The sequence below is a fragment of the Flavobacterium sp. 90 genome, assembly GCF_004339525.1.
In the GTDB taxonomy this organism is placed as follows: Bacteria; Bacteroidota; Bacteroidia; order Flavobacteriales; family Flavobacteriaceae; genus Flavobacterium.
Genome location: NZ_SMGE01000001.1, coordinates 6,062,274 through 6,087,398, shown reverse-complemented (window position 1 = coordinate 6,087,398; position 25,125 = coordinate 6,062,274). Strand labels below are relative to the sequence as shown.

Below are 25,125 nucleotides of genomic sequence, written 5' to 3'. Positions count from 1 at the left end.
GCCTTTAAGATTTTGCGAGAAATTCGTTAAAGAATATTTATTTAACACATAGAAACAGAGCGAGTATGGGGCAAAAAGGCTTCAAAAAAAGAACCGCACTTCTCTCATAAAGATTGTTATGCTTATTTTTATTAATTGAAATGCCATTTTTTGAGTTATAATATCAATGTTTCTATGTGTTTTAAAGAAATAATATGTTGTTATTTTCTAAAAATTATTGCTTTAGCATATTCGGAATTCATTTTTGCAATGGAAAGAATAGAAATCCCTTGCGGACATTCTATTTCACAGGCTCTTGTGTCTGAGCAATTTCCAAAACCTTCTGCATCCATTTGACTTACCATCGTTAAAACTCTTTTTGATGCTTCAATTTTTCCTTGTGGAAGTAAAGCCAAATGCGTGATTTTTGCTCCTACAAACAATGCCGCACTTGCATTTTTGCAAGTTGCAACACAAGCTCCACATCCTATACAAGCGGCAGCATCAAAGGAAGCTTCGGCAGTTTCATAAGATATCGGAATACTGTTTGCTTCGGGTGCCTGACCAGTTGAAGCGCCAATAAAACCACCAGCTTCAATTATAGAATCAAAAGCAGATCGATTGATTTTTAAATCTCTTAAAACGGGGAATGCTTTTGCACGAAAAGGTTCAATATAAATCGTGTCTCCATCTTTAAAACTTCTCATATGAAGCTGACAAGTTGTAGTATTTTTTAAAGGTCCATGCGCTCGTCCGTCAATCATAACGCCACATTGACCACAAATTCCTTCTCTGCAATCGTGATCAAATTCTATAACACGTTCTTTTTTCTGAATAAGAGATTCGTTTAAAAGATCGAGCATTTCGAGAAAAGACATATGCTCAGAAACATTATCAATTTCATAATCTACCATTTCTCCTTTGGAAGCAGTATTGAGTTGTCGCCATATTTTAAGATATAGTTTCATAGGTAATTATTAATTATTAATTGTTAATTATGAATTATTAATTATAAATTATTTCTGAGTTGTGAGTTGTAAAAGTGAGTTTTATGGATTAATAATTTACAATTAACAATCAACAATTATTTATAACTTCTCACAGCAAGTTGAACGGATTCGAATACTAAAGGTTCTTTATGTAATTCCGGGACGTGTTGTTTTCCTTTCCATTCCCAAGCCGAAACATAGCAGAAATCCTTATCATTTCGAACCGCTTCGCCATCAGGAGTTTGATATTCTTCGCGAAAATGTGCGCCGCAGGATTCTTCTCTTTGCAAGGCATCGTGACACATTAATTCGGCGAGTTCTATATAATCTGCAATACGTCCGGCTTTTTCAAGTTCGCTGTTAATTGTATCGTCTCCGGTAATTAAAAGGTCTTTTTCAAAAGAATCTTTTAGTAATTTGATTTCGTTTAAGGCGTCTTCCAGTTTTTCTTTGCTTCTCGAAAGTCCGCATTTTTCATAAAGCAATCTTCCAATTTTTTTATGGAAATAATCTGTTGAAAGTGTTCCTTTACTATTCAAAAATTTATCTAATTGTGCTTTTACCGAAGTTTCAGCTTCGTCAAAAGCAGGATGATTTATATCTGATTTTGGAGTGTTTAATTCGCCAGCCAAATAATTCGGAATTGTGTAAGGCGCAATAAAATACCCGTCTACACACGCTTGAAGTAATGAATTTGCACCAAGTCGGTTTGCGCCATGATCTGCAAAATTAGCTTCTCCAAGAGCAAATAATCCGGGAATTGTACTCATTAATTCATAATCAACCCAAAGTCCGCCCATGGTAAAGTGCGCCGATGGCGAAATCAACATTGGTTCTTTGTAGGCATTGATTCCGGTAATTTTCTCGTACATCGCAAAAAGATTGCTGTATTTGGCTTCGATTTTATCTTTTCCCTGCGTTTTTATGGCATCGGAGAAATCCAGATAAATGGCATTTTTCATGGGTCCAACGCCATGTCCGGCATCAATTTGTTCTTTAGCAGCTCTTGACGAAATATCGCGTGGAGCCAGATTCCCAAAAGAAGGATATTTGCGTTCCAGATAATAATCGCGTTCTTCTTCAGGAATTGTATTTGGATTTCGGTCGTCTTTGGCAGTTTTCGGAACCCAGATTCGGCCGTCATTACGCAAAGATTCTGACATTAAAGTCAATTTAGACTGATTTTCTCCGTGTTGCGGAAGTGAAGTAGGGTGAAACTGAATCCAGCTTACGCCAGCCATATAAGCACCTTTTTTGTGCGCCCGCCAAATTGCCGAACTATTACAGCCCATTGCCAATGTTGACAGATAATATACTTTGCCATAACCTCCGGAAGCCAATACTACGGCATCGGCAACGTGACGCTCGAGTTCTCCGGTTTCCAGATTTCGGGCAATAATGCCTTTGGCTTTTCCGTCAATAACAACTAATTCCAGCATTTCATGACGGGTATGCATTGCTACTTTTCCTAATGAAACCTGACGTAATAAAGCCTGATAAGCGCCAAGTAAAAGTTGTTGCCCCGTTTGTCCGCGAGCGTAGAAAGTTCTCGAAACCTGAACACCTCCAAAAGATCGATTATTCAGATATCCGGCATATTCTCTGGCAAAAGGAACGCCTTGTGCGACGGCATGATCGATTAAATGTGCAGAACATTCCGCAAGACGGTAAACATTTGCTTCGCGAGATCTAAAATCACCGCCTTTTATGGTGTCGTAAAACATTCTAAAAGTGCTGTCTCCGTCGTTTTTATAATTTTTTGCAGCATTAACTCCGCCTTGAGCGGCTACTGAATGCGCTCTTCTTGGAGAATCCTGAAAACAAAATGATTTGATATTGTAACCTTGTTCTGCAAGTGATGCAGCGCATGAAGCTCCCGCAAGACCAGTTCCGACGACTATAATGTTTAGTTTTTTTCTGTTGGCAGGATTTACAAGTTTGGCTTTTGCTTTATAATTATTCCATTTTTCTGCTAGTGGACCTTCTGGTATTTTTGAGTCTATCATTTTGGTTTTATTTAAAATGAATTCGTACACAAATTCTAAAAAAGAAACTTAGGTTATAAGAAGGTCTAATTTACTATAAAAAAATGATTTTTTGTAAATAAAAAACTATTATTTATCAAGAAATACTTTTTTTAGCTTCTGTTTAGCTCAACGTTTATTACTGTTTAACAAACTTTTCGACATTTGGAATTTTCTCTAATGATTTGGTGTTTTCCTCAAGTATTTTGGCTGCAGCCTGATTTATTTTACTTGCAGGAATTGTTTTCCATTTATCTAAGTTCTTTTCGTAGTCAGTATTAAATAAAAAACGGGATAAATCTCTGATAACACAATAAGCCGCAATCGAATGACCGTTATCGCTGTCATAGTTTCCGTTATTGATAAAAGACTGAATTCTTTTGTAAAGTCCATCTTCGGAATAAAGTGATAATTCCGTCAATTTTCCTCTGTATTCTAAATCAGCAGAACCAACACCTTTCAATTTTGGGAATAATTTATAGTCGGCAAAATGTCTGCCTTCATGACCAATATAACTTACTCTGAAGGTTTCTGATTTTAAATCGTATGCTTTTTTTACACAAAATAAAGCTTCCTGAGTTGCCCAACCTGCAGGATAATAACGTCCCAAAGTGGCATATTCGCTCCAGCCTAAGGTTATAAAATCATCCATAAAGTAGATTTTAATTGAAGTTTCCTGTCCTTCATAATTCACTTTATAGATCGTATCTTTTTCTGTTTTCCAAACTAATAAATCATAAAGTCCGCCGGTTTTTCCAAAACCAGTTGTGTGATAACCTAAGTTTGAGATGTATTTTTTTTGATAGACATTGATACTGTCTTCGTTAAGTGATAAGTTTTTTGCAGCCGGAAGATTTTTTTTAAGGAAATCGGTAACATTTTTCATAATCAAAGTGTCCGTTTTCTTTTCTTTATTTAAGAAAGAGAATCTCCAGTAATCTCTATAAATTTTTAAAAGTTCGTCTATTTTTGATTTTCGGGTTTCCAGGAAATCACTTTTATCTGCTGCAAACTTAAATCGGTTTTCGAAATTGGTTTTAAATTTTAAGTCTTTTTCTGCTATTTTTTTAGTAGGATCAATTTCAAGTAAAGGCAAGGCTTGTTTTGGATTTCCGTCTAATGCAAGCGCATAAATTTTAGTATAATCGAGTTTTATACTGTCATTTGGAGTAGTTTGAGCATTTGTTTTTGAAAATGAAAAGAAATTCAGAATCAGTAATGTAGCTAATTTTAATGTTTTCATAATAAAAATATCAGGTTGATTTTATGACTTTTTTATTATAGAGACGACTTTTTTGATTTTGTTACACTTTTGATTCTTGTTTTATTAAAACTTTAATGGCTTAAAAAAACTTTCTGCCACGAATTAGCGCTAATTTTAATTTAAATAATAAAAAAAATCTGTGCAAATCCGTATAATCTGCGGGTTTTGGATTTTGTCAGATTTTCTAATGTCCAATGATTTCTTTTCGATGTAAAGTTCCCCATTCATTTAATGCTCCAATAACATTATACAAAGTGTGGCTATGTTCTGTTCTTGCATATTCCACCGTTGGCGGAAAAGTATCATAAACAGTTCTGGTAACCAGTTTGTTTATCTCCAGATCTTTAAGTTCTTTCGATAACATTTTGTCTGTAATTCCGGTTATATCTTTAGAAATCTCTTTAAATCGTTTTGGCCTGTTTGACAATGCAATTAGAATAGGCAATTTCCATCTTCCGCTTAAAACTTCCAAAGCATCTCTCACCGGTAATAATGCTGCCATACATTCTTCCGGCTGATGACCACAAGCCATATTTTCTGTTAATTCGTTCTTTGTTTTCATATAATTTACGTTACTATCCTCAAGGATAGCGCTATCCTTGAGGATAGTACTATAAAAGAGATAGCAAATGTATATAAGTTTGTATCGTAAACAAAACAATTATAAAAATGAGTAAAAAGATTCTGAATATAGTAACAAGCATCAAAGGCGATGCTTCATTTAGTAACAAATTGTCGAATGCTATTCTTGACAAACTGAAAGCGGAATATAGTGAGACCGAAATCCAAACGCTTGATCTTTCTAAAACGCCTTTGCCTTATTTGAGCGAATTGGATATTAATGCTTTTTATACTCCGGCAGAGCAACAAACTGAAGCTCATAAAGAGACTTTGAAATATTCTGATGCAGCAACAAAAGAGGTTTTAGAAGCTGATATTATTGTGATTGGAGTTCCGCTTTACAATTTTGGAATTCCGGCAGTTTTAAAAGGTTGGATTGATCAGGTTGCGAGAGCAGGAAAGACTTTTAGTTATGATGAGAATGGACCAAAAGGGTTATTGACGAATAAGAAAGTGTTTTTAGCGATTGCTTCAGGCGCTATATTTTCTGAAGGACCTTATAAAAGTTATGATTTCTCAGAACCGTATTTACGTGCTGTATTAGGATTTTTAGGGATTACCGATGTTACTGTTTTTCGCGTAGAAGGAACTGCAATTCCTGATTTTGCCGAAAATGCTTTACCGAAAGCGTTGTCTGCAGTTGAGGAATTTGCTTTTTAAAGTAATAACTACGAGAGTTGGACATTTTCGTATGTAGTAAACCCGACAAGTTTTTGGAACTTGTCGGGTTTTGTTTTTAAAGATTGTTTGCCACGAATTACACAAATTTTCGCAAATCATTTTTACATTTATGCGATTAAAAATTAGTGGAAATTTGTGTAATTCGTGGCTAAAAATATTGATTCGAAATGTGGTTGGATAGGCAAGGGCTTCGACTTCGCTCAGCCTGACAATAGTAATTATTTCTCAATAATCATTGTAACACCTTGTCCTCCGGCGGCACAAATCGAAATAAATCCTCTTCCGGAACCTTTTTCGTTTAATAATTTAGCCATTACGCCAATTATTCTTCCGCCTGTTGCGGCAAAAGGATGCGCTGCGGCAAGACTGCTTCCTTTTACATTTAGTTTTTCTCTGTCTATTGCACCAAGAGGTTTTTTGAGTCCAATTTGAGCGCTTAATTCCGGGCTTTCCCAGATTTTTAAAGTCGCTAGAACTTGTGCTGCAAAAGCTTCGTGAATTTCATAATAATCAAAATCCTGCAAATTCAAACCTGCTTTTTCGAGCATTCTGCTGGCAGCAAATAAAGGTGCTAATAAAAGGTTTTGCTGATTTTTCACATACTCAATTGCTGCGATTTCAGCAAACGAAATATAGGCAAGAATAGGAAGTCCTTGTTCTTTTGCCCATTCTTCACTTGCGAGAAGTATGCATGACGAACCATCTGTAAGCGGCGTTGAATTTCCGGCTGTAAGAGTTCCGTTTACTTTATCGAAAGCCGGTTTTAGTTTTGCTAGTTTTTCAATAGTGCTGTCTCTTCGAAGATTATTGTCTTTTTCAAGTCCGTTAAACGGAGTTATCATATCATCAAAAAAGCCTTCGTCGTAAGCTTTTGTCATATTCAAATGACTTTTGAGTGCGAAGTTATCCTGATCTTCGCGGGAAATTTGATAATGTTTAGCCGTAATTTCGGTATGACCACCCATCGAAAGTCCGGTTTGTGATTCTTCATTTTTAGGAACTAATGGCGACAAATCTTTCGGACGAAGTTTTAGAAACAACTTGATTTTTTCGCCTAATGATTTTGCTTGCCTGGCGTTTAGTAAAATCTTTCTGAGTTTTTCGCTCACTGCAATTGGCATATCACTAATGGAATCAACTCCTCCGGCAATTCCGGATTCTATTTGTCCTAAAGCAATTTTATTGGCAATATAAATGGCACTTTCTATTCCGGTATCACAAGCTTGTTGCAAATCACAAGCAGGAGTTGCAGGATCTAGAGCTGTTTTCATGACACATTCTCTGATCAGATTATTATCAAAAGTATGTTTAATTACAGCACCTCCGGCAACTTCACCAAGTAATTTACCTTCAAGATTATATTTGCTAATAAGTCCGTTTAAGGCAGCGGTCATCATATCTGTATTTCCAACTTCGGCGTAGGCCGTATTTGCTCTTGCAAACGGAATTCGGTTATAACCTACTATGGCAACTTTTCTAACAGTAGTGGTATTATTCATCGTATGAGATTTGTTTTGTGGGTTCCTTTTTTAGTTTTCAAGTTTAAAGATAAGCAGACTAATTTATAATTGGAGTTTTTACAGGATAATATTGTTTTAACATTTTCGTATGTTTCTGTTGGATTTATTTTTATTTAGAATAATTAAAAATAATCTTGTTTAAGAAATATTTAGCATTTACTTTTGCACGAAAATCAAAACCAATTAAAAATGAATATAATGACCCTAAAAAAAGTTTTATTTAGTCTTATGTTTCTAACTTCATTGCAAATGATGAGTCAGGAACTTGGAAAAGTAACAGGAAAGATTTCGCTAAGCGGAAATGTGCCTGCTGAAAATATTACTGTTGTTCTTAAAGGAACAAGATATGTTGCCACTACCAATGAAGACGGACAATATGAGATTAAAAACGTAAAACCGGCAACTTATACAATTATTATAAGATCTGTTGGAATTCATAAAGTTGAAGACCAAATTGTGGTTATCGCAAAACAAACAACGACTAAAAACTTTACGCTTTCTGAAAGTCAGGAAGATCTTGATGAAGTAGTAATTACAAAAAATAAATACAAGCAAGATAAGCCTTCGTTATCTTTAAGATTGCAAACTCCTGTATTAGAAATTCCTCAAAATATTCAGATTGTAAGTGCTCAGACATTAAAAGATCAACAAATTACAAGTATGAGCGACGGAGTAATCAGAAACGTGAGTGGAGCGGTTCGTTTGGAACATTGGGGAGATTTATACACTAATATTACAATGCGTGGTTCTCAAATTCAGGCTTTCCGTAATGGTTTTAATGTGGTTTCTTCTTTCTGGGGACCTCTTACTGAAGATATGAGTTTTGTGGATCATATTGAATTTGTAAAAGGACCGGCAGGATTTATGCTTTCGAGTGGTGATCCAAGCGGACTTTATAATGTGGTTACCAAAAAACCAACGGGAATTACTAAAGGTGAAGTTTCTGTTTTAGGCGGAAGTTACGATTTTTACAGAGTAAGCATCGATCTTGATGGAAAACTGGATAAAAAAGGAAAATTATTATACAGATTCAATGGAGCAGCTCAAAATAAAGGTTCGCATCGTGCCTTCGAACATAATAATCGTTATGTAATTGCTCCGGTTATTTCGTATCAAATTGATGATAAAACAAAGCTTACTGCGGAATATAATTTTCAATATGCCAACATGACCGAGGTTGGTTCTTACTATGTTTTTGGTCCAAAATCTGAAGGTTATGCAACTTTACCGGTTGGATTTACAATGACACAACCAGGATTGCCAGATACTAATATACAAGATCATAGCGGATATCTTATGTTCGAACATAAGTTTGATGATAACTGGAAATTGACAGCACAAACTTCTTATTTCAAATATCTTCAGCAAGGATATAGTTCTTGGCCAAGTGCTGTTGGTTCAGACGATGATGCTCTTGGAAAAGGAAATATCATTAGAAATGTTGGAATCTGGGATGCAGAAAGTAATATGTACTTAGGACAGATTTTTGTAAACGGAAAGTTCAACACAGGATCAGTTTCACATAAAATATTAAGTGGTTTGGACATGGGAAATAAAGATTATATGGCTGATTGGGGACAATCTCACAATCTTGATACAGCTGCAAATCCGTTTAATGTTTACAATCCAAATTATGGAACTCCTTCGAATGGCTTTCCTAATTTCGATCATACAACACCGCTTTCAGTAAGAGCCGGCGGAAAAATGAACTCAGAATATGCTGCAGGATATGTGCAAGATGAACTTGGTTTTTTTGAAAATAAACTTAGATTGACTTTAGCAGGAAGATATACCTGGATTAGCCAGACAAATTGGGGAGAAACTCAGGCTGACAGTCATATCACGCCACGTATAGGTATTAGTGCTTCTATAACTGATGATCTTGCCGTTTACGGATTATACGATCAGGCGTTTTTACCACAATCAGGTATTATTAAAAACGGGGATAAAGTAAAACCATTAACTGGAAATAATATCGAGTTTGGTGTAAAAAAAGATTGGTTTGACGGATCTTGGAATACTTCATTATCTGTTTATCGCATTACAAAAGAAAATGAACTTACGGCTGATCCTGCAAATGGACCAAACGATATTTATAAAATTACTTTAGGAGAAAAAAGAGCAGAAGGTGTTGAATTCGATGTTAGAGGAAGATTATTAGACGGACTTAATCTTGTTGCAAATTATGCCTTTACAGAGTCAATTGTAACGAGTTCAAATATCTTGAAAGTTGGTTCTGTAGTGCCGGGTTACGCTAAACATACTGCAAACGCATGGTTAAATTATACGCTTCAAAGCGGAAAATTTAAAGGTTTTGGCACATCTATTGGAGGTACTTATCTTGCAGGTCGCCAAACGGATACTTGGAGCGAAGGCGGAGAAAAGTTGCCAAACTATTTCAAACTTGACGGAGGTTTATCTTATGAAACCGGAAAGATAAAAGTTACGGCTAACGTATTCAATATTTTGGATAAATACCTTTACAGCGGATCTTATTATGAATGGCTTACTGCTTATTATTGGCAAACAGAAGCGCCAAGAAATTTTAGAGTTGGCGTAACTTATAAATTCTAAAAAGAGTTATGAGTTATGAATTATGAATTAGTGGCTATAATTTTTACCTAACAATTCATAACTCATAACTCATAATTTATATTTATCCTTTACGTATCAACGGAATTACTTTTGATCCGATGAGTTCGATCGCATTCATTAATTGAGTATGTGTAAGTCCGGCATTATCCATTTGGAATGTAAATCTTGAGATTCCTCCAAGTGCTTCGCTGTGTTTTAAGATTTTCTCGGCAACACGTTCCGGACCTCCAACGATTAAAACACCCAAATCGTCGATAAGTCCGTCAAATTTGGCTTTTGTAACGGGTGGCCAACCGCGTTCGAGTCCTAATTTTGTCCAAAGTTCAGCGTAACCCGGATAATATTCTTCGATTGCTTTTTCGGTTGTAGTTCCAACAAAACCTGGCGAATGTATTCCTACTTTTAGTTCTTCGCGTTTGAAACCTGCGGCTTTTCCGGCTTCACGGTATAAATCAATTAAAGGTCGAAAACGATGTGTTTGTCCTCCAATAATAGCAACCATTAAAGGTAAACCAAGACTTCCGGCTCTTACAAAAGATTCCGGAGTTCCACCAACGCCAAGCCAAACCGGTAATTTTTCTTGGATTGCTCTCGGATAAACAGGAAGATTATTCAATGCGGGACGAAATTTCCCTGACCACGTTACAAATTCATTGTCTCTGATTTGTAGAAATAGTTCAAGCTTTTCTTTAAAAAGTGCATCATAATCATTCAGGTTAAAACCAAAAAGGGGATAAGCTTCAATAGAAGATCCGCGGCCTACGACGATTTCGGCTCTTCCTTTCGAAATTAAATCTAAAGTTGCAAAGCTTTGATAAACTCTGACAGGATCTGCAGCGCTTAAAACCGAAACGGCGCTTGATAACCTAATGCGGCTTGTTTTTGCAGCAGCAGCACTCAATATAACAACTGTAGCCGAATCTAGAAACTCTTTTTTATGATGTTCTCCAATTCCAAAAACATCAAGTCCGGCTTGATCTGCCAGTTCAATTCTTTGCAGTAATTGTTCCATTGCATCAACACTACTCAAAGTATTGTTATCTCCGTACATCGCCGAAGCAAAACTGTCTATTCCTATTTCCATATTTTTTTATTTAGCTTATAGCGTTAGTAATAACATATTTTAAGCGTTTTCAAAAAAAGTATATTGCCTAAAGCGACATTCTAATGTGAAAAACCAAAAGAGACACTAATTAATATGATCAGAATCACGATTAGCGTAATGCCAACATAAAGATAATCTTTTTCTAAAAGGAAAGAAAATAATGAAAGTATCACACGTAAAACAGGCGTTAGAAATAGCAGAATAATTCCAACAAAGATCAAAGATTCTCCATTTCCCTGAATCGCACCATTGTAAACAGCCGAAATTACTTCGAATATATTACGATCATTTTCATGAAATACAGAGTAGTTTTCAATATCTGTACTATGTCCGAATAAATAGACAATTCCACCTATAAAAGCGACAGACAATGACGTCCAAACGCCATAACGCAATAAATTACCAATTATATACTGAAAGTCTTTTTCTCCAAATTTTTCGTTTTGCATAACCTTAGATTTTTCCATTAATTCCGTTATAAATCATATTCACTGCAAGTACAAAAATCAGGCAGGCAAAAAATATTCTTAGTTTTTTAGGGTTTGTTCGCACTAATACTTTGGCTCCAGCCATAGCTCCAAATAAAACACCAATAACAACAGGCATACAAATTCCGGGTTCGATATATCCTTTTTGAATGTAGATTACAGAACTCGCCATTGCGGTAACTCCCATCATAAAATTACTGGTTGTGGTAGACACTTTAAACGGAATTCTCATGATATTATCCATTGCAATCACTTTAAAAGCACCAGAACCAATCCCTAATAATCCCGACATCATTCCGGCAATTCCCATCATACCAAAACCTCCAACGACGTTTTTGGTTCCGTAGCTTACGACTTCGCCATCATGTGTGGGATAAGTTCCGTTTAAGCGGAGTTTTTTTGCCAAAGGACTTGATTCTAAAACAATATGTTCTTCTTTTTTTCGAAGAGAATTTATAGCAGAGAAAATTAAAGTAAGACCAAATAATATCGCTATAAACGAAGTTGGCGCAATTGTAGAAAGTAAAGCTCCGCAAACGGCACCAATTGTTGTGGCGATTTCAAGAAAAATTCCCAGTCGCATATTGGTGATTCCTTCCTTGACATATGCCGAAGCTGAACCTGAAGAAGTGGCAATTACAGAAACCAAAGCGGCACCAATTGCATAATGAATGTCAACTCCAAGAACGACTGTTAGAAGCGGAATAATTATGATTCCGCCACCTAAACCTGATAATGAGCCAATAAAACCTGCTAAAAAAGCGCCAAGAATCATAATCAGGGTAAATGTAAGTACTGTCATTCGGATAAATTTTGTTTGGCGCTAATTTACGAATAGAAATTTTGTAGAAAGATATTTGAGGGCTTAAAAAAACCTTAAAAAAGGAAATAACTACTAAATCAGAGAGTTATGTTTGGCAACTTTGACAGAATTTAGCCTATCTGTTTTTAAATTAGAAAAATCAATTCCTAAAGTATAACTTCAAGAATTGGTTTCTATGAATTAGCGGATCTTCAAAGCAATGTGTAATTTTAGAATTTAGCTTTTTGAAGTATTTACATAATTTCAATAATATGTTATATAATCCCCATGTTTTGAACGTAGATGATTGGAAAATTAAATGTTATGTAAAAGAGACAGCACTAAACTGTCTCTTTTTGGAGCAAAATAATATACTGTTGGTGTAAATTTTGTTATTGATTAATCTTTTTAAAATTTACTTTTATTCCAATTCTGTTCAATCCAAGTCTTAATGTTTTCTTGACTTCTTTTTTCATTTGGAACTTCTTCTCGAATCATTTTTTCTACCTTTAAGGCAGAATTTTTTTGTTTGAAATTATTTTGCTCAGAAAATTTATTTATGAAATATAAAATTTCATACCCTTCTTTTCTATTAAGTAAAGTACTATCAGGTTCTCCTGATATTCTTGGATCGTCTCCGGCTAGTACAGTCCATGAGTAATCTTTGTAATGTAAATCGGCTTTTGCTATAAGTCCCATTTTTGATTTTATTTTAATTAATAAATAGTTACGGAATTTTCTATTATAAAATCTCAATAATGCTAATTCCTTTGAAAACAAAGGTTACTATTTAATAATCAGTTGTTTTACGGAAATCCATAATCAAATAAAATTTATTTTAGTAATTGTAACAACAAACAAAAAGCTCCCAAAAAGGAAGCTTTTATAATTATATAAAGAAGATGAAAAAAAAAATTACTGTCCTAATCCCACTTTTTTAGGAGGAAATTTAACAAAAGAGGCTGCATGATATTTTGCTTCTGCTGCCATTGGAGCCGTCCACGCGTTGAGAGCATGACCCACAACTCTGGTTTCTTTGGGATCTATGTAGAGGTTAAATAACCACGGAGCCAATCCGGTTTTGGTTACTGTAGACTGATCGATCATTAAATGTGGATCTTCAGATTCTGTGATATTAAAGTACATTTTATATTCGTGTAGACGAATTGACATTAATTGCGTTTCTACCCATGTATAAACTCGGTCACGATTCGAAATGCCATTATCGGTCAGTAAAAATGAAGTCTGATTAATGCCGTCAATAGGGCGATCAGTTGGGATTTTATCAAAAGCACCACCAATGTAAGCGCTTGTATTGTACAAATCCATTAAGTCAAACAATTGAGCACTTTGACGTCCCGGTGTGATCATTCCTTTCCAGTATGCAACGCCAGGAACACGTGTTCCGCCTTCCCAGGCAGATCCTTTTGTCCCTCTAAAAGGTGTATAACCGCCATCTGGCCAGGAATCTCCTTGCGGACCATTGTCAGAGGTGATAAAGATGAAGGTGTTTTCAAGTAATCCATTTTTTTCAAGTTCGGCTACAATTTCACCAATAATAGCATCAACTTCAACAACAGCATCTTTATATGGATATTTGCTGTCACTTTTTCCTTCATATTTTTTCGAAGCCCAATTATCGGTATGTACTTTCATAAAAGCATGCTCCAAAAAGAAAGGTTCTCCGGATTTGGCAAACTCTTTAATTTTTTTAATCGAAAAAGCTTCCAGAGTTTGATCAGCTTCTGCGATATCTTCTGTGCTGGTTGTTGCTTTAATTAATTCTTCTTTTCCACCTTTTTTTCCATAAACCAGATCTTTAGAAGCTCCCATTTTATTGTAAGCATCCAGTTTAAAAGGATCTAAAACCAAGTCAGGATAACGTCTTTTGTCAAAAGATTGTGTGATTTCTTTTTCGGCAGCATAATAGCCGTAGTATTCGTCAAAACCAATTTCAAATGGACGCATTCCTTCTAATTCGCCTACGTGCCATTTTCCGGTAAGGACTGTTTTATAACCGGATTGACTCAGTATTTTGGGTAAACTAATCTCGTCTGCCCAGGGATTTGCAGTAAGTACGTCTCCTGCTAAAATAGGTCTTGTAAGGCCGGTTCGCGCGGGAATACGTCCGGTTAAAATTGCAGATCGGGTAGGTGTACAAGTTGGTTGAGAATAGGTAGAACTCAATAATAATCCTTCTTTTGCCAATCGATCCATGTTAGGCGTTGCAGCACCAATTGAAGCTCCGCCGCCATTAAATCCGGGATCTCCAAAACCCATATCATCAATTAGAAACCAAACTATATTGGGCTTTTTTCCAGTTTTCTTTTTAAGTGCAGCCAGTTTATCGGTGGCTATTTTATCCTGTTCAGGATTTGGAATTGCGGATTGCCAGTTTTCTTTTCCGGCTATTGGTTTTGCTTTACTTAAAGGTGTTGCCTGCGCCGATATTTTTTGGCAGAAGAAAATAAAAAGGAAGGCTAAAAAAATTTTTTTAATCAAAATAGTTCTTTTCATAAATCTAAAATTTTTAATTTATTGGCTTATGTTTAGGGAGAAATAAAGGATATTTTGTAAAAAGATTCAAATGGCAGATTGAGTGCCTCAGAATTTACTGTTAAAATTATCAAAATAATATTAGATTAAGTACGTTTTTTTGGATAATTTATTTTGTAAATATCTTAATATCATATTTTTATGGGTAGCTATATGAAATAAAAAAATCCCTGAAGAATTGATTCTTGAGGGATTTTTCAGAAGTATTTTTTTGTTTTATATTTTTCTAAATTTATTATCAAAAGCAAAAGAAGTTCTTTCGATAGTTGAAAGCAGTAATGCCGCGGCAGAACTTGTTAAAACTGAATAATCAAATGGTGCTTTTATCGAAACCGAAATCGCCATACTAAGCGCAAAAAGCAACATTAATCCGGAAGTTCCAAAAGCTACGATTCTGGTTTTGAAACCGATGATTAAGAATAAACCAAACAGAATCTCAAAAAAGGTAGCCAAAGCACCTAATATTCCGGCTACAGATTTACTGGCAAAAGAGTTTAGTGTTTGTGTATAAGCAATAAAATTATCCCAGTTTCCCCAGGCAACACCAGGATCTCCGGGCGCGCCCCAAAGTCCAAAACGATCTGCAACGGCTGATAACATTGTGATTCCTAAAACAATTCTTAGAATTAAACCTGCTTGTGGTATTGTTATATTTTTCATTTGGATTAAATTTTTATGTAAATGTATAAAGATGTTGGGTAACTTTACAGACCAATTTATATAAAAACCACAGCCCAGATGCTACCATATAAAACCTTAATTATAGTTGATCGTGAATCGTCAGTAACACTTTACATACAAGTGTGCAATACTTTTATTTCGTTGATTACAAATGGTACTTTGAAACCGTCAGATGCATTGCCAAGTTCGCGTGTTTTATCAGAACTCATAGGCATTAATAGAAATACGGTCAAATTGGCTTACGAAGAATTAATTAGTCAGGGTTGGGCAGAATCTGTAGATAGGAAAGGTGTTTTTGTACTTTCGAAATTGCCTATAATTTCTAAAGTAAAATTACCGGAAACTAATAAAAAGCAGTTTCAGGAAGGTTTTATCTGGACCAATACTTTTGAGAAAGAAATAAACTCTTACGGTAAAAACATTCATAAAGATCCAATTGTTATAGACGATGGTTTTCCCGATGTTCGCTTGGCACCAATAGATCAATTGATGCGTGAATATAGAAGTTTATCCAGAAAATTTTATGGCAAAAACTTCCTGAAATATGGAAGTACATTAGGATCTGAAAATCTTCGAATTGCGATTTGTAATTATCTCTCAAATACACGTGGATTAGTGGTTTCGCCCGAAAATATTATCATTACAAAAGGCAGCCAAATGGGAATTTATCTTGCGTCTCAATTAATTTTAAATCCAAATGATACTATAGTTGTCGGCGTTTCAAGTTTTGCAACTGCCGATGATACGTTTAAATACTGTGGAGCAAATTTAGAACGAGTTCCCATAGATGATAACGGAATGGATGTTGATTATTTGCAGGAAATTCTGAAACATAAAAAAATTAAAGCCGTATATATAATTCCGCATCATCATTGCCCAACTGGCGTTACGATGAGTATGGAACGCCGATTAAAGCTGCTGAATCTTGCTAAAGAATATCGTTTTGCGATTATAGAAGACGATTACGATTTTGATTTTCACTATGATAATAAGCCTTATTTGCCACTGGCAAGTATTGATCACAATCAGAATGTGATTTATATTGGCTCAATTTCAAAGACTTTTGCGCCTGCTTTGCGAATTGGTTTTATGGTTGGACCTTCCGCTTTTATTGAAGCAACGGCATCTTTAAGAAAAATGATTGACAGACAAGGCGATACATTATTGGAAGAAGCTTTTGCTATTATGTTCGAAAATGGAGAAATGGACAGGCATTTTAGAAAATCATTAAAAATCTACAAACAACGCCGAAATCATTTTTGCGAAATTCTGACTTCTGATTTTAAAAACGAAATTGACTTTAGAATTCCTGAAGGCGGATTGGCAGTTTGGGCAAATTTTAAGGAGAAAATTAATTTAATAAAAATGGCTGATGAAGTTGGTAAAAAAGGACTTTCTATTAATAACGGGACTTTTTATAAAAACGATTATTTCTCTCCAAATGCAATACGAATGGGTTTTGCTTCCTTGACAGAAAATGAAATGGAAAAAGCTTTAGCAATCCTCAAAAACGTACTTCAATAAGACTTCTGGACCACTATCGATTTTAGAATTGGGGTATTTTACATTCTGATTACTGTTCTAATTTTGTATAAAAAACACAGAATTATGGAGTCTATTTATCAGATTAAAAAAATCGAAACAACACAAGAAATCGAACAATGTTGGGATGTAGCGTATGTATTAAGACCACATTTGAATAAAAACAACTGGAATGCGACGATTACAGAAATGATGCAAAACGAAAAGTACAGCATCGCTGGAATCATGGATAAAGATAAAGTTGTTGCTTTTGCCGGATATCGTGTTATGACTTCTTTGCACAGCGGAAATATCATTTATATTGATGATTTGTGTACGCTTGAAAATTACAGAGGAAAAGGTTTTGCGACTCAATTATTAAATCACATAAAAGAAATAGCTATTTCGCTTGGCAAAGAAGCTGTAGTTCTGGATACTGGTTTTACGAATAATACAGCCCAAAAAGTATATTTAAAAAACGGTTTTGAATTGACAGCGGTTCATTTATCAAACAGATTAAAATAATAATTTAAACACGAATTTCACGAATTTGCACTAATTCGTTTGTGAAATTAATTTCACAAACTATTTTAATCATTTCAATTAGTGAAAATTAGTGAAATTCGTGTTCAATAAAATTAATTCAATTCTTTTTCGATCAAATCTCTTATCGCTTGATGCGAATTATTTATAGATTCCTGATATTTTTCGGGATCAAAACTTTCTCCGTTTACGGCAATCATATGAATGTTGGTAATACCAATAATATTGAAAACGGTTTTTAGATAGTTGCTTTGAAAATTCATATGCTCGTTATATTCTCCTTTTTCATAACCTTGAGCGCCTCTTGAAAGCAAAAGAAATACAGTTTTATTTTGAAGTAAACCAATATATGGATTCTGAATATTCTCAGGATTTAGTTTCCACGTTTCATTAACTCTTAAGACCTGATCAATATAAGCTTTTAAACTACTTGGAATTGACCAATTGTACATTGGAGCACCAATTACAATTACATCGGCTTCGCGTAATTCAGCAATATATTCGTCGCTTGTTTTTAAAGCTTCAACTTCTTGCAAAGATCTCAGGTTTTGAGGTTTGAAAGCCGCTGCAATCCAATTTTCGTTGATATGAGGAACATGACTTTCGCCTAAATCACGATAATTAATAAGAGCATTATTTTGGATGCTTTTCCAATGATCTGTAAATACTTCGGTAAGTTTTCTGCTTTTAGAATTTTGCTTTCTGGCACTTGAATTTAAAACTAATACTTTCTTCATTTGAATAAATTTTTAAGCAAAAGTAAAATTATAGTGGACTGATTTTCTATACCAATTTATATAAAAACTACAGTCCAGATGAAGTGTCATTAAACCCATCTTCTTTATCTTTAAAAGCCCATATTGCCATTGCCTCTATAACGGGCATTAAACCATTTCCTGCTGCACTGAGACGATAAGTTACATACGGCGGAACAACAGGTTTGGCTTCTCTAATAACAAGATTATCAGCTTCGAGCTGCTTTAAATGCTGAATCAACATTTTTTCGGTCACAGCGGGAATCGCTCTTTTTAATTCGCTATAGCGTTTACTTCCGTCGGAAAGATGATAGATAATAATAGGTTTCCAATAGCCGCCAATTTTTTCCATAACATAGGTTACTGGGCATTTTTCTAAGGCATATTGCTTATTTTCCTGAATAGTAGAAGATTCTTTAATCGCTGTCATTTGTGCATACTTTAGGGTAAGTACTTGTATAAAAGTAAGTACAAATATACCTTTGTTTCAGATAATAAAAAAATAATAAAGCTATGAAAATTACAATTTTAGGTTCATTAGGAAATATAGGAAAACCATTGGCTCAAAAACTTATTGCGTCAGGAAATCAGGTAACAGTTGTGAGCAGCAGCTCAGACAGAGTAGAAGCTATTGAGGCTTTGGGCGCAAAAGCAGCAATAGGATCTGTTAGTGATGCTGACTTTTTGAAAAAAACATTTGCAGAAACTGATGCTGTTTTTGCATTGACTCCACCAAATATGGGAGGATCAAATATCATTGCAAATACTACAGATGCCGGCAAAGCGATCGCAACAGCAATTGCAGCAACAGGAGTAAAACGTGTGGTTATGTTAAGTAGTATTGGTGCTGATCTACCTGGTGGAACTGGTCCGATTACGGGACTTTATAACATCGAAAAAATCTACGAAACATTAGATAATGTGTCTGTTACTTTTCTTCGTGCCGGATTTTTCTATAATAATTTATATGCTAATGTTCCGATGATAAAAGGAGCAGGGATTATTGGTTCAAATTATGCAGGAGAAACTGTAATGCCGTTTGTACATCCTGAAAACATTGCAACTGCAGCAGCAGCAGAATTGGTAAAAACTTCAAGAGGAAAAAATATTCGCTATATTATTAGTGATATCCGCACGCCAAATGATGTTGCAAAGGTTTTAGGTTTGGCAATTGATAAACCAGAATTACCGTGGGTAGAATTTACAGATGAACAATCTCTTGGCGGAATGAAAGAAGCCGGATTACCGGAAGAAATAGCCGAATTATATACCGAAATGGGATCTGGTTTAAGAAGCGGAAAAATTCAGGAAGATTTCTTAAAGAATAAAGTTTCTGTTGATGGAACGACAAAATTAGAAGATTTTGCAAAAGAATTTGCTGCTAATTTCTAATTAACACAAAAAGAGCTGATTATAAAAATTAGCTCTTTTTTTTTATAAAATATTTTTTGTTGTAGAATATATAATAAAATATTGTAGTATTATTTTTACAATTATTTTGCGCTATATTTGCATTTTTTTAAGCGCATGAGATTATTATTTGTATTCGGAATTTTTATATTGTCTTTTTCTATAAATGCACAATCAGTTAATGGAGTTGTTAATGCTGAGGATGGAAAACCTCTTATGGATGTAATGATTCGTAATTTAAACTCTAAATCGCACGCGCATACAGATATAAATGGAAAATTTATACTCGAAGGAGTTCATACAGAAGATAGTTTACAAGTATCAAAACAAGGATATATAACGCAAAAGATTAAGGTTGTCAATTTTGATTTTATAAGCATTTCGCTTGACGAGAAACCTTTTTTACTTGAAGAAGTAAAGATTACCAATAGTTTAAAATATTTAAATACAATTTCTAAAATAGATTTAGAAATTCAGCCCATTTCAAATTCACAGGATTTAATGCGCAAAGTTCCGGGACTTTTTATCGGACAACATGCGGGCGGAGGAAAAGCAGAACAAATTTTTCTAAGAGGATTTGATTGCGATCATGGAACAGATATTAATGTTTCTGTTGATGGAATGCCTGTAAATATGGTTTCTCACGCTCATGGACAAGGTTACGCCGATTTACATTTTGTGATTCCGGAAACGGTAGATAAAATAGATTTTGATAAAGGATCTTATTTTGCCGATAAAGGCGATTTTACCACCGCAGGATATATAGGATTCAGTACTAAAAATGCATTAGACAATAGCTCTGTTTCTTTTGAATTGGGACAGTTTAATAGCTACAGAACCGTTGCGTTATTTAATCTTTTGAATAAAGAAAATCAATCAGCTTATTTTGCCGGAGAATACATGATGACAGACGGTTATTTTGATGCTCCGCAGAACTTTAACCGAATCAATTTATTTGCTAAATATTCGGCTAGAATAAATAATAATGACAAAATAGCAATTTCTTTATCGCATTTTACAAGCCAATGGGATGCCAGCGGTCAAATTCCGGATCGTGCCGTAAATAGCGGAATGATTTCTCATTTTGGAGCTATTGATTCAAACGAAGGCGGAAATACCGGAAGAACGAATTTTAATTTGCAATACGATTCAAAAATTGATGAATATTCTCAAATTAAAAACACGGCATATCTTAGTAAATATGATTTTGAATTGTATTCTAATTTTACTTTTTTTCTGAATGATCCCGTTAATGGTGATCAGATTAAACAGAAGGAAAACAGAACAATAATTGGTTTTCAATCTGAATATGATCGAAAATTAAATGAAAAGTGGGTTTTTAAATTGGGTGCAGGATTGCGAAATGACAATAATAAAGATATTGAGTTATCGCATACCTTAAATCGTAAAACTGTTTTAGAATATTTAAGTTTGGGTAATATCAATCAGAGTAATCTTTTTGCTTATACGAGTTTTGATTTTACGTCTGGAAAATGGCTTATTAACGCTGGTTTGCGTTTGGATTATTTTAAATTTGGTTACGAAGATCAATTACTTCCGGTTTATAGCAATCAAACTCAAAGCAAATCTATAGTAAGTCCGAAGCTTAACTTTTTGTACACACAAGACAATACTTTGCAATATTTTCTTAAAATTGGAAAAGGCTTTCATAGCAATGATACTCGTGTTGTCGTGGCGCAAAAGGGACAAAAAATTCTTCCGGAAACCTATGGCGCAGATTTAGGAATTAACTGGAAACCTTTTCCAAGAATGATAATTAACTCAGCAATTTGGTATTTATATTTAGCACAAGAGTTTGTGTATGTTGGAGACGAAGCCGTTGTTGAACCAAGTGGTAAAACAGAAAGAAAAGGATTTGATTTTGGTTTTAGATATCAATTAACCAATTGGTTATTTTGGAATACTGATTATACATACACACATGCACGCTCGATTGATGAACCTAAAGGAAACAACTATTTGCCGCTTGCTCCGCTTAATACTTTGACAAACGGAATTTCGGTTAAAGATTTAAAAGGTTTTTCAGGAAGTTTGAGAACAAGATTTTTGGGTGACCGACCTGCAAATGAAGATAATTCGGTAGTTGCAAAAGGATATTGTATCACTGATTTCTCGGTAAATTATCAAATTAAAAAAGTATCAATAGGAATGAATATCGACAATATCTTTAATACAAAATGGAAAGAAACTCAATTCCTGACTGAATCAAGATTGGCAAATGAAGCGGATCCTGTAGAAGAAATTCACTTTACGGCAGGAACTCCTTTTAGCGCAAGACTAATTTTAAAATATAGTTGGTAAATTGTATCGTCAGGTACAACATATTGGTAGAAAAATAGAAATGCGAATGTATTTAGCGTGCTGTAGGTACGCAATGCAAGTCGTTTTGTTGCGTACCTACGGCACGACAGCGAATTTCAGAGTTTATTATTACCAACCTTTAGAGTGCCTAAGGCACATTTTAAAAACTTTATCTAAATGAACAAAATCTGCCTTTTATGCCGTCAGGTACAACACATTGGTAGAAAAAATAAAAATACGAGTGTATTTAGCGTGCGGTAGGTACGCAAGGGGATTATTCGTTGTTGCTCTGCTATCACAAGCGAACGAATTTTGAAGTTTATGATTACCAATAATTAGCGTGAAAGAAATTTATATTTCCTCTGTATATCCTACGGAATACTTCTCAAGTATATTTTTTACATTGCTAATAAAATTTTCGGTGTTCTTGATTTCGGGTTTAATTTCATGATCATAAGCTGATAAATGAAACTGTTCGAGCATATCTCTTTTTAAGTATTTTATAAGAGATTCAATACTTCGGGTGTCATTTTGATGATGTTTTTTTAATTCTCTTTGTTTGCTTTCCAGATAATCTAAAGCTTTTTTTAACCGTTGAACGTCTAATTCTTCCAATTCTACTACAATTTTAAAATTAAATAAAAAACGATAATCTGGAGTGTGATAAAATTCAATATGCTCCAAAAACCAATACCATTTGAATATATACCATTCCAGACTATCGTATTTCCGTACATACGTAATATTTGACAGTTTAGTTTTATAAAGAACCTGTTATTTAACAGACTTTTAGCATGAAAGTATTGTTTTTAGAGTGTATGTGTCTGATTTGTAGGTTGTTTGGTGTTTTTTGTAATAAAAAGAGGCGAGAAAAAATATATAAATTATCTGATTTTTTTAATGATTCTGCAATGTTTGGCGCTTATTAACCTATTACATTGATAGGATAATAAAAGTTTTATGGTTTTATGCATAAAAATTAAAAATAACTCTTTAAATTTGCCCCAGAAATGAAAAACGATAACCAGAATAGAATGTATTATAGCTGCAACATGATGATGTGTTGTGATGTTGCTATGCGTATGTTTTGATCTGGCTGATATAAAAAATGAATTTATTTTAAGGCCTTTCATAAACAATTGAAAGGTCTTTTTATTTTAAAATTTATCAAATTCTAAAGCAATGAAACATTTTATTACCCCAAATAAACTTGAATAAAAAAAATGATTGAATTAAAAAATGTAACTAAAAATTTCCATCAGAAAAACCGAATTGTTTCGGCTTTATCAGATGTCTCACTTAAAGTTCCTCCAGGGAAAATCTTTGGTGTAATAGGAACTTCCGGAGCAGGAAAAAGCACATTAATTCGATGTGTAAATTTATTAGAAAGACCAACTTCGGGAGAAATTATAGTAGATGGAAAACCGTTAATACAACTCTCAAATGCGCAGCTTGCAATTGAAAGAAGACAAATTGGAATGATTTTTCAACATTTTAATCTGCTTTCATCGAGAACTGTTTTTGAGAATGTTGCTTTTCCGTTGGAACTTGTTGGAGTTTCAAAATCAGAAATTCAGACACGAGTTTTAGAATTATTGCAATTAGTAGGTTTAGCCGAAAAATCAAACGATTATCCTGCAAGTCTTTCGGGTGGTCAAAAACAAAGAGTTGCGATTGCGAGAACATTAGCCAATAATCCGAAAGTGCTATTATGCGATGAAGCTACTAGCGCATTGGATCCGGCGACAACAAGATCAATTTTAAACTTATTAAAAGATATCAATCGTCGTCTTAATATTACCATTTTATTGATTACACATCAAATGGAAGTTGTAAAATCTATTTGTGATGAGGTAGCCGTAATCAGTCACGGAAAATTAATAGAGCAGGGAAGTGTTGGTGAAATTTTTGCAGATCCAAAGCATGAATTGACAAAAGAATTTATTTCGTCATCGTTACATCTTGATATTCCGACGGTTTATCTGGAAAAGCTTCAAAAGGAAGATGGCGAAGGTTTAAGCCCTTTGTTAAGACTTGAAATGACCGGAAAATCAGTAAATGAACCTGTTATTTCTGAAGTTTCGAGATTATTCGACACCAATTTTAAAATTGTAAGCGCACAAATGGATCAGGCCGGAGACGTTAATTTCGGAGTTATGCTGATCGAATTATCCGGTAAACGCGAGAATTACGAAGCTGCAATCCAATATTTTATTTCTAAACATATTAAAACTGAAATCATAGGTTATGTCTGAATCCATTTTTGAATTATTATTAAAAGGCACTTGGGAAACTATCGTTATGACATTTGTCTCTGGTTTTTTTGGCTTTGCGCTGGGACTTCCAACAGGAATTTTGCTTTTTCTAACTCGTAAAAATCAAATCCTAGAACAACCGGTTTTAAACAGAGTTTTATCAGTTTTGGTGAATATCTTTCGTTCAATTCCGTTCATTATTTTGATCGTTTGGATGATTCCGTTTACACGTGCACTTGTGGGAACTTCGATTGGTGTTAGTGCAGCATTAGTGCCTTTAAGTATTGGAGCCGCACCATTTATAGCACGACTTGTAGAAAATAGTCTGTTAGGTTTGCCTGCCGGATTAATTGAAGCTGCAAGAGCTTTGGGAGCAACTCCTTTTCAAATTGTATATAAAGTGTTACTTCCGGAAGCTTTGCCATCATTAATAAACGCAGCATCAATCACCTTAATCACACTTGTTGGATATTCGGCGATGGGTGGAGCTGTGGGAGCAGGCGGTTTAGGACAAGTTGGATATCAATACGGATATATTGGTTATGATGCGGTAACGATGAATTCAGTTTTGGGATTGCTTGTTTTGTTAGTGTTTCTGATACAGTTTGTGGGTGATTTTTTATCAAAACGATTTGATCATAGATAGGTTTCAATTAAAAATTTGAAATTAAAAATTAAAAAATAGCTTTGAGATTTTACCGCAAAGTTCGCAAAGCTTTTTACTCTGCTAAGTTTGTTAAAAACGCAAAGCCCGCAAAGCTTTGTGTACTTTATAAAGTGTTTACACAATCAAATCTTAGTGAACTTTGCGAATCCCGATAGCTATCGGGATTGCGAACTCTGCGGTAAAAAACACACAGAGAACACTCAGATTTCAATTAAAAATCAGGAATTAAAAATTAAAAAATAGGAGAATAACTTTGAGATTTTACCGCAAAGTGCGCAAAGTTTTTTACTCTGCTAAGTTTGTTAAAAACGCAAAGTTCGCAAAGCTTTGCGTACTTTAAATTGTGT

At 34.5% G+C, this 25,125-nt stretch carries 22 protein-coding genes; 8 read left to right on the top strand and 14 right to left on the bottom strand.

Annotation, left to right across the window (positions count from 1 at the left end):
- Positions 1-200: 200 nt before the first annotated feature.
- From C8C83_RS24735 to C8C83_RS24720, 4 genes are all read right to left on the bottom strand, one after another.
- The gene (locus C8C83_RS24735) at positions 201-947 is read right to left on the bottom strand and encodes a succinate dehydrogenase/fumarate reductase iron-sulfur subunit (RefSeq protein ID WP_121331192.1); all 747 of its coding nucleotides are present in this window, start codon (positions 945-947) and stop codon (positions 201-203) included.
- A 116-nt stretch (positions 948-1,063) separates the two neighbouring features.
- Positions 1,064-2,974 (bottom strand): fumarate reductase/succinate dehydrogenase flavoprotein subunit, encoded by a 1,911-nt coding sequence (locus C8C83_RS24730; RefSeq protein WP_121331191.1) that lies wholly within the window; start codon positions 2,972-2,974, stop codon positions 1,064-1,066.
- 157 nt (positions 2,975-3,131) lie between these two features.
- The gene (locus C8C83_RS24725; RefSeq protein ID WP_121331190.1) at positions 3,132-4,235 is read right to left on the bottom strand and encodes a hypothetical protein; all 1,104 of its coding nucleotides are present in this window, start codon (positions 4,233-4,235) and stop codon (positions 3,132-3,134) included.
- Between the two features lie 205 nt (positions 4,236-4,440).
- Positions 4,441-4,818: a helix-turn-helix domain-containing protein gene (locus C8C83_RS24720; protein WP_121331189.1), complete on the bottom strand. Its 378-nt coding sequence runs from the start codon at positions 4,816-4,818 to the stop codon at positions 4,441-4,443.
- A 107-nt stretch (positions 4,819-4,925) separates the two neighbouring features.
- Here C8C83_RS24720 and C8C83_RS24715 point away from each other — a divergent pair, with 107 nt between their 5' ends.
- Positions 4,926-5,537, top strand: coding sequence for an NAD(P)H-dependent oxidoreductase (locus tag C8C83_RS24715; protein ID WP_121331188.1), 612 nt, complete (start codon positions 4,926-4,928; stop codon positions 5,535-5,537).
- A 239-nt stretch (positions 5,538-5,776) separates the two neighbouring features.
- Here the strand turns inward: C8C83_RS24715 and C8C83_RS24710 are convergent, their stop codons facing one another.
- Complete coding sequence (locus tag C8C83_RS24710) at positions 5,777-7,057, bottom strand: acetyl-CoA C-acetyltransferase (RefSeq protein WP_121331187.1); 1,281 nt, start codon at positions 7,055-7,057, stop codon at positions 5,777-5,779.
- A gap of 210 nt (positions 7,058-7,267) precedes the next feature.
- On the opposite strand from C8C83_RS24710, the gene C8C83_RS24705 reads away from it, so the two are divergent.
- Positions 7,268-9,652: a TonB-dependent receptor gene (locus tag C8C83_RS24705; protein WP_121331186.1), complete on the top strand. Its 2,385-nt coding sequence runs from the start codon at positions 7,268-7,270 to the stop codon at positions 9,650-9,652.
- Positions 9,653-9,734: 82 nt separating this feature from the next.
- Here C8C83_RS24705 and C8C83_RS24700 read toward each other — a convergent pair whose 3' ends face one another.
- The 6 genes from C8C83_RS24700 to C8C83_RS24675 all read right to left on the bottom strand — a co-directional run bounded on the left by C8C83_RS24700 (position 9,735) and on the right by C8C83_RS24675 (position 15,284).
- On the bottom strand, positions 9,735-10,757 hold the full coding sequence (locus C8C83_RS24700; protein ID WP_121331185.1) for an LLM class flavin-dependent oxidoreductase: 1,023 nt from the start codon (positions 10,755-10,757) through the stop codon (positions 9,735-9,737).
- A gap of 80 nt (positions 10,758-10,837) precedes the next feature.
- Positions 10,838-11,227 carry a DUF1634 domain-containing protein gene (locus C8C83_RS24695; RefSeq protein WP_233566209.1) on the bottom strand — a complete coding sequence of 130 codons (390 nt, stop codon included), beginning with the start codon at positions 11,225-11,227 and terminating at the stop codon, positions 10,838-10,840.
- A gap of 4 nt (positions 11,228-11,231) precedes the next feature.
- Positions 11,232-12,068: a sulfite exporter TauE/SafE family protein gene (locus C8C83_RS24690; protein WP_099711973.1), complete on the bottom strand. Its 837-nt coding sequence runs from the start codon at positions 12,066-12,068 to the stop codon at positions 11,232-11,234.
- A 408-nt stretch (positions 12,069-12,476) separates the two neighbouring features.
- A complete protein-coding gene (locus C8C83_RS24685) occupies positions 12,477-12,767 on the bottom strand; it encodes a hypothetical protein (protein WP_121331183.1) in 291 nt (96 codons plus the stop codon).
- A 216-nt stretch (positions 12,768-12,983) separates the two neighbouring features.
- On the bottom strand, positions 12,984-14,585 hold the full coding sequence (locus C8C83_RS24680) for an arylsulfatase (RefSeq protein WP_121331182.1): 1,602 nt from the start codon (positions 14,583-14,585) through the stop codon (positions 12,984-12,986).
- A 255-nt stretch (positions 14,586-14,840) separates the two neighbouring features.
- Entirely contained in the window at positions 14,841-15,284 is a 444-nt protein-coding gene (locus C8C83_RS24675; RefSeq protein ID WP_121331181.1) for a DoxX family protein, read from the bottom strand.
- A gap of 78 nt (positions 15,285-15,362) precedes the next feature.
- On the opposite strand from C8C83_RS24675, the gene C8C83_RS24670 reads away from it, so the two are divergent.
- Positions 15,363-16,829 (top strand): PLP-dependent aminotransferase family protein, encoded by a 1,467-nt coding sequence (locus tag C8C83_RS24670; RefSeq protein ID WP_121331180.1) that lies wholly within the window; start codon positions 15,363-15,365, stop codon positions 16,827-16,829.
- A gap of 84 nt (positions 16,830-16,913) precedes the next feature.
- Positions 16,914-17,351 (top strand): GNAT family N-acetyltransferase, encoded by a 438-nt coding sequence (locus C8C83_RS24665; RefSeq protein ID WP_132011949.1) that lies wholly within the window; start codon positions 16,914-16,916, stop codon positions 17,349-17,351.
- A 113-nt stretch (positions 17,352-17,464) separates the two neighbouring features.
- Here C8C83_RS24665 and C8C83_RS24660 read toward each other — a convergent pair whose 3' ends face one another.
- Together C8C83_RS24660 and C8C83_RS24655 are read right to left on the bottom strand one after the other, a co-directional pair.
- Positions 17,465-18,106 (bottom strand): NAD(P)H-dependent oxidoreductase, encoded by a 642-nt coding sequence (locus C8C83_RS24660; protein ID WP_121331178.1) that lies wholly within the window; start codon positions 18,104-18,106, stop codon positions 17,465-17,467.
- Between the two features lie 67 nt (positions 18,107-18,173).
- Positions 18,174-18,554, bottom strand: a complete 381-nt coding sequence (locus C8C83_RS24655; protein WP_121331177.1) for a helix-turn-helix domain-containing protein — start codon at positions 18,552-18,554, stop codon at positions 18,174-18,176.
- 83 nt (positions 18,555-18,637) lie between these two features.
- Here C8C83_RS24655 and C8C83_RS24650 point away from each other — a divergent pair, with 83 nt between their 5' ends.
- Positions 18,638-19,516, top strand: a complete 879-nt coding sequence (locus C8C83_RS24650; RefSeq protein WP_121331176.1) for an NAD(P)H-binding protein — start codon at positions 18,638-18,640, stop codon at positions 19,514-19,516.
- Positions 19,517-19,651: 135 nt separating this feature from the next.
- Positions 19,652-21,856, top strand: a complete 2,205-nt coding sequence (locus tag C8C83_RS24645; RefSeq protein WP_121331175.1) for a TonB-dependent receptor plug domain-containing protein — start codon at positions 19,652-19,654, stop codon at positions 21,854-21,856.
- A 351-nt stretch (positions 21,857-22,207) separates the two neighbouring features.
- Here the strand turns inward: C8C83_RS24645 and C8C83_RS24640 are convergent, their stop codons facing one another.
- Positions 22,208-22,540: a hypothetical protein gene (locus C8C83_RS24640; RefSeq protein WP_243653117.1), complete on the bottom strand. Its 333-nt coding sequence runs from the start codon at positions 22,538-22,540 to the stop codon at positions 22,208-22,210.
- 539 nt (positions 22,541-23,079) lie between these two features.
- On the opposite strand from C8C83_RS24640, the gene metN reads away from it, so the two are divergent.
- Positions 23,080-24,111 (top strand): methionine ABC transporter ATP-binding protein MetN, encoded by a 1,032-nt coding sequence (metN, locus tag C8C83_RS24635; RefSeq protein WP_121331174.1) that lies wholly within the window; start codon positions 23,080-23,082, stop codon positions 24,109-24,111.
- Positions 24,104-24,757, top strand: coding sequence for a methionine ABC transporter permease MetI (gene metI, locus C8C83_RS24630; protein WP_121331173.1), 654 nt, complete (start codon positions 24,104-24,106; stop codon positions 24,755-24,757). The genes metN and metI overlap by 8 nt, the downstream gene beginning before the upstream one ends.
- Positions 24,758-25,125: the final 368 nt, after the last annotated feature.

Excerpts from the sequence above, each read along its gene's own strand:
- C8C83_RS24735 (WP_121331192.1), bottom strand. The coding sequence starts at position 947 with ATGAAACTATATCTTAAAATATGGCGACAACTCAATACTGCTTCCAAA.
- C8C83_RS24730 (WP_121331191.1), bottom strand. The coding sequence starts at position 2,974 with ATGATAGACTCAAAAATACCAGAAGGTCCACTAGCAGAAAAATGGAAT.
- C8C83_RS24725 (WP_121331190.1), bottom strand. The coding sequence starts at position 4,235 with ATGAAAACATTAAAATTAGCTACATTACTGATTCTGAATTTCTTTTCA.
- C8C83_RS24720 (WP_121331189.1), bottom strand. The coding sequence starts at position 4,818 with ATGAAAACAAAGAACGAATTAACAGAAAATATGGCTTGTGGTCATCAG.
- C8C83_RS24715 (WP_121331188.1), top strand. The coding sequence starts at position 4,926 with ATGAGTAAAAAGATTCTGAATATAGTAACAAGCATCAAAGGCGATGCT.
- C8C83_RS24710 (WP_121331187.1), bottom strand. The coding sequence starts at position 7,057 with ATGAATAATACCACTACTGTTAGAAAAGTTGCCATAGTAGGTTATAAC.
- C8C83_RS24705 (WP_121331186.1), top strand. The coding sequence starts at position 7,268 with ATGAATATAATGACCCTAAAAAAAGTTTTATTTAGTCTTATGTTTCTA.
- C8C83_RS24700 (WP_121331185.1), bottom strand. The coding sequence starts at position 10,757 with ATGGAAATAGGAATAGACAGTTTTGCTTCGGCGATGTACGGAGATAAC.
- C8C83_RS24695 (WP_233566209.1), bottom strand. The coding sequence starts at position 11,227 with ATGCAAAACGAAAAATTTGGAGAAAAAGACTTTCAGTATATAATTGGT.
- C8C83_RS24690 (WP_099711973.1), bottom strand. The coding sequence starts at position 12,068 with ATGACAGTACTTACATTTACCCTGATTATGATTCTTGGCGCTTTTTTA.
- C8C83_RS24685 (WP_121331183.1), bottom strand. The coding sequence starts at position 12,767 with ATGGGACTTATAGCAAAAGCCGATTTACATTACAAAGATTACTCATGG.
- C8C83_RS24680 (WP_121331182.1), bottom strand. The coding sequence starts at position 14,585 with ATGAAAAGAACTATTTTGATTAAAAAAATTTTTTTAGCCTTCCTTTTT.
- C8C83_RS24675 (WP_121331181.1), bottom strand. The coding sequence starts at position 15,284 with ATGAAAAATATAACAATACCACAAGCAGGTTTAATTCTAAGAATTGTT.
- C8C83_RS24670 (WP_121331180.1), top strand. The coding sequence starts at position 15,363 with ATGCTACCATATAAAACCTTAATTATAGTTGATCGTGAATCGTCAGTA.
- C8C83_RS24665 (WP_132011949.1), top strand. The coding sequence starts at position 16,914 with ATGGAGTCTATTTATCAGATTAAAAAAATCGAAACAACACAAGAAATC.
- C8C83_RS24660 (WP_121331178.1), bottom strand. The coding sequence starts at position 18,106 with ATGAAGAAAGTATTAGTTTTAAATTCAAGTGCCAGAAAGCAAAATTCT.
- C8C83_RS24655 (WP_121331177.1), bottom strand. The coding sequence starts at position 18,554 with ATGACAGCGATTAAAGAATCTTCTACTATTCAGGAAAATAAGCAATAT.
- C8C83_RS24650 (WP_121331176.1), top strand. The coding sequence starts at position 18,638 with ATGAAAATTACAATTTTAGGTTCATTAGGAAATATAGGAAAACCATTG.
- C8C83_RS24645 (WP_121331175.1), top strand. The coding sequence starts at position 19,652 with ATGAGATTATTATTTGTATTCGGAATTTTTATATTGTCTTTTTCTATA.
- metN (WP_121331174.1), top strand. The coding sequence starts at position 23,080 with ATGATTGAATTAAAAAATGTAACTAAAAATTTCCATCAGAAAAACCGA.
- metI (WP_121331173.1), top strand. The coding sequence starts at position 24,104 with ATGTCTGAATCCATTTTTGAATTATTATTAAAAGGCACTTGGGAAACT.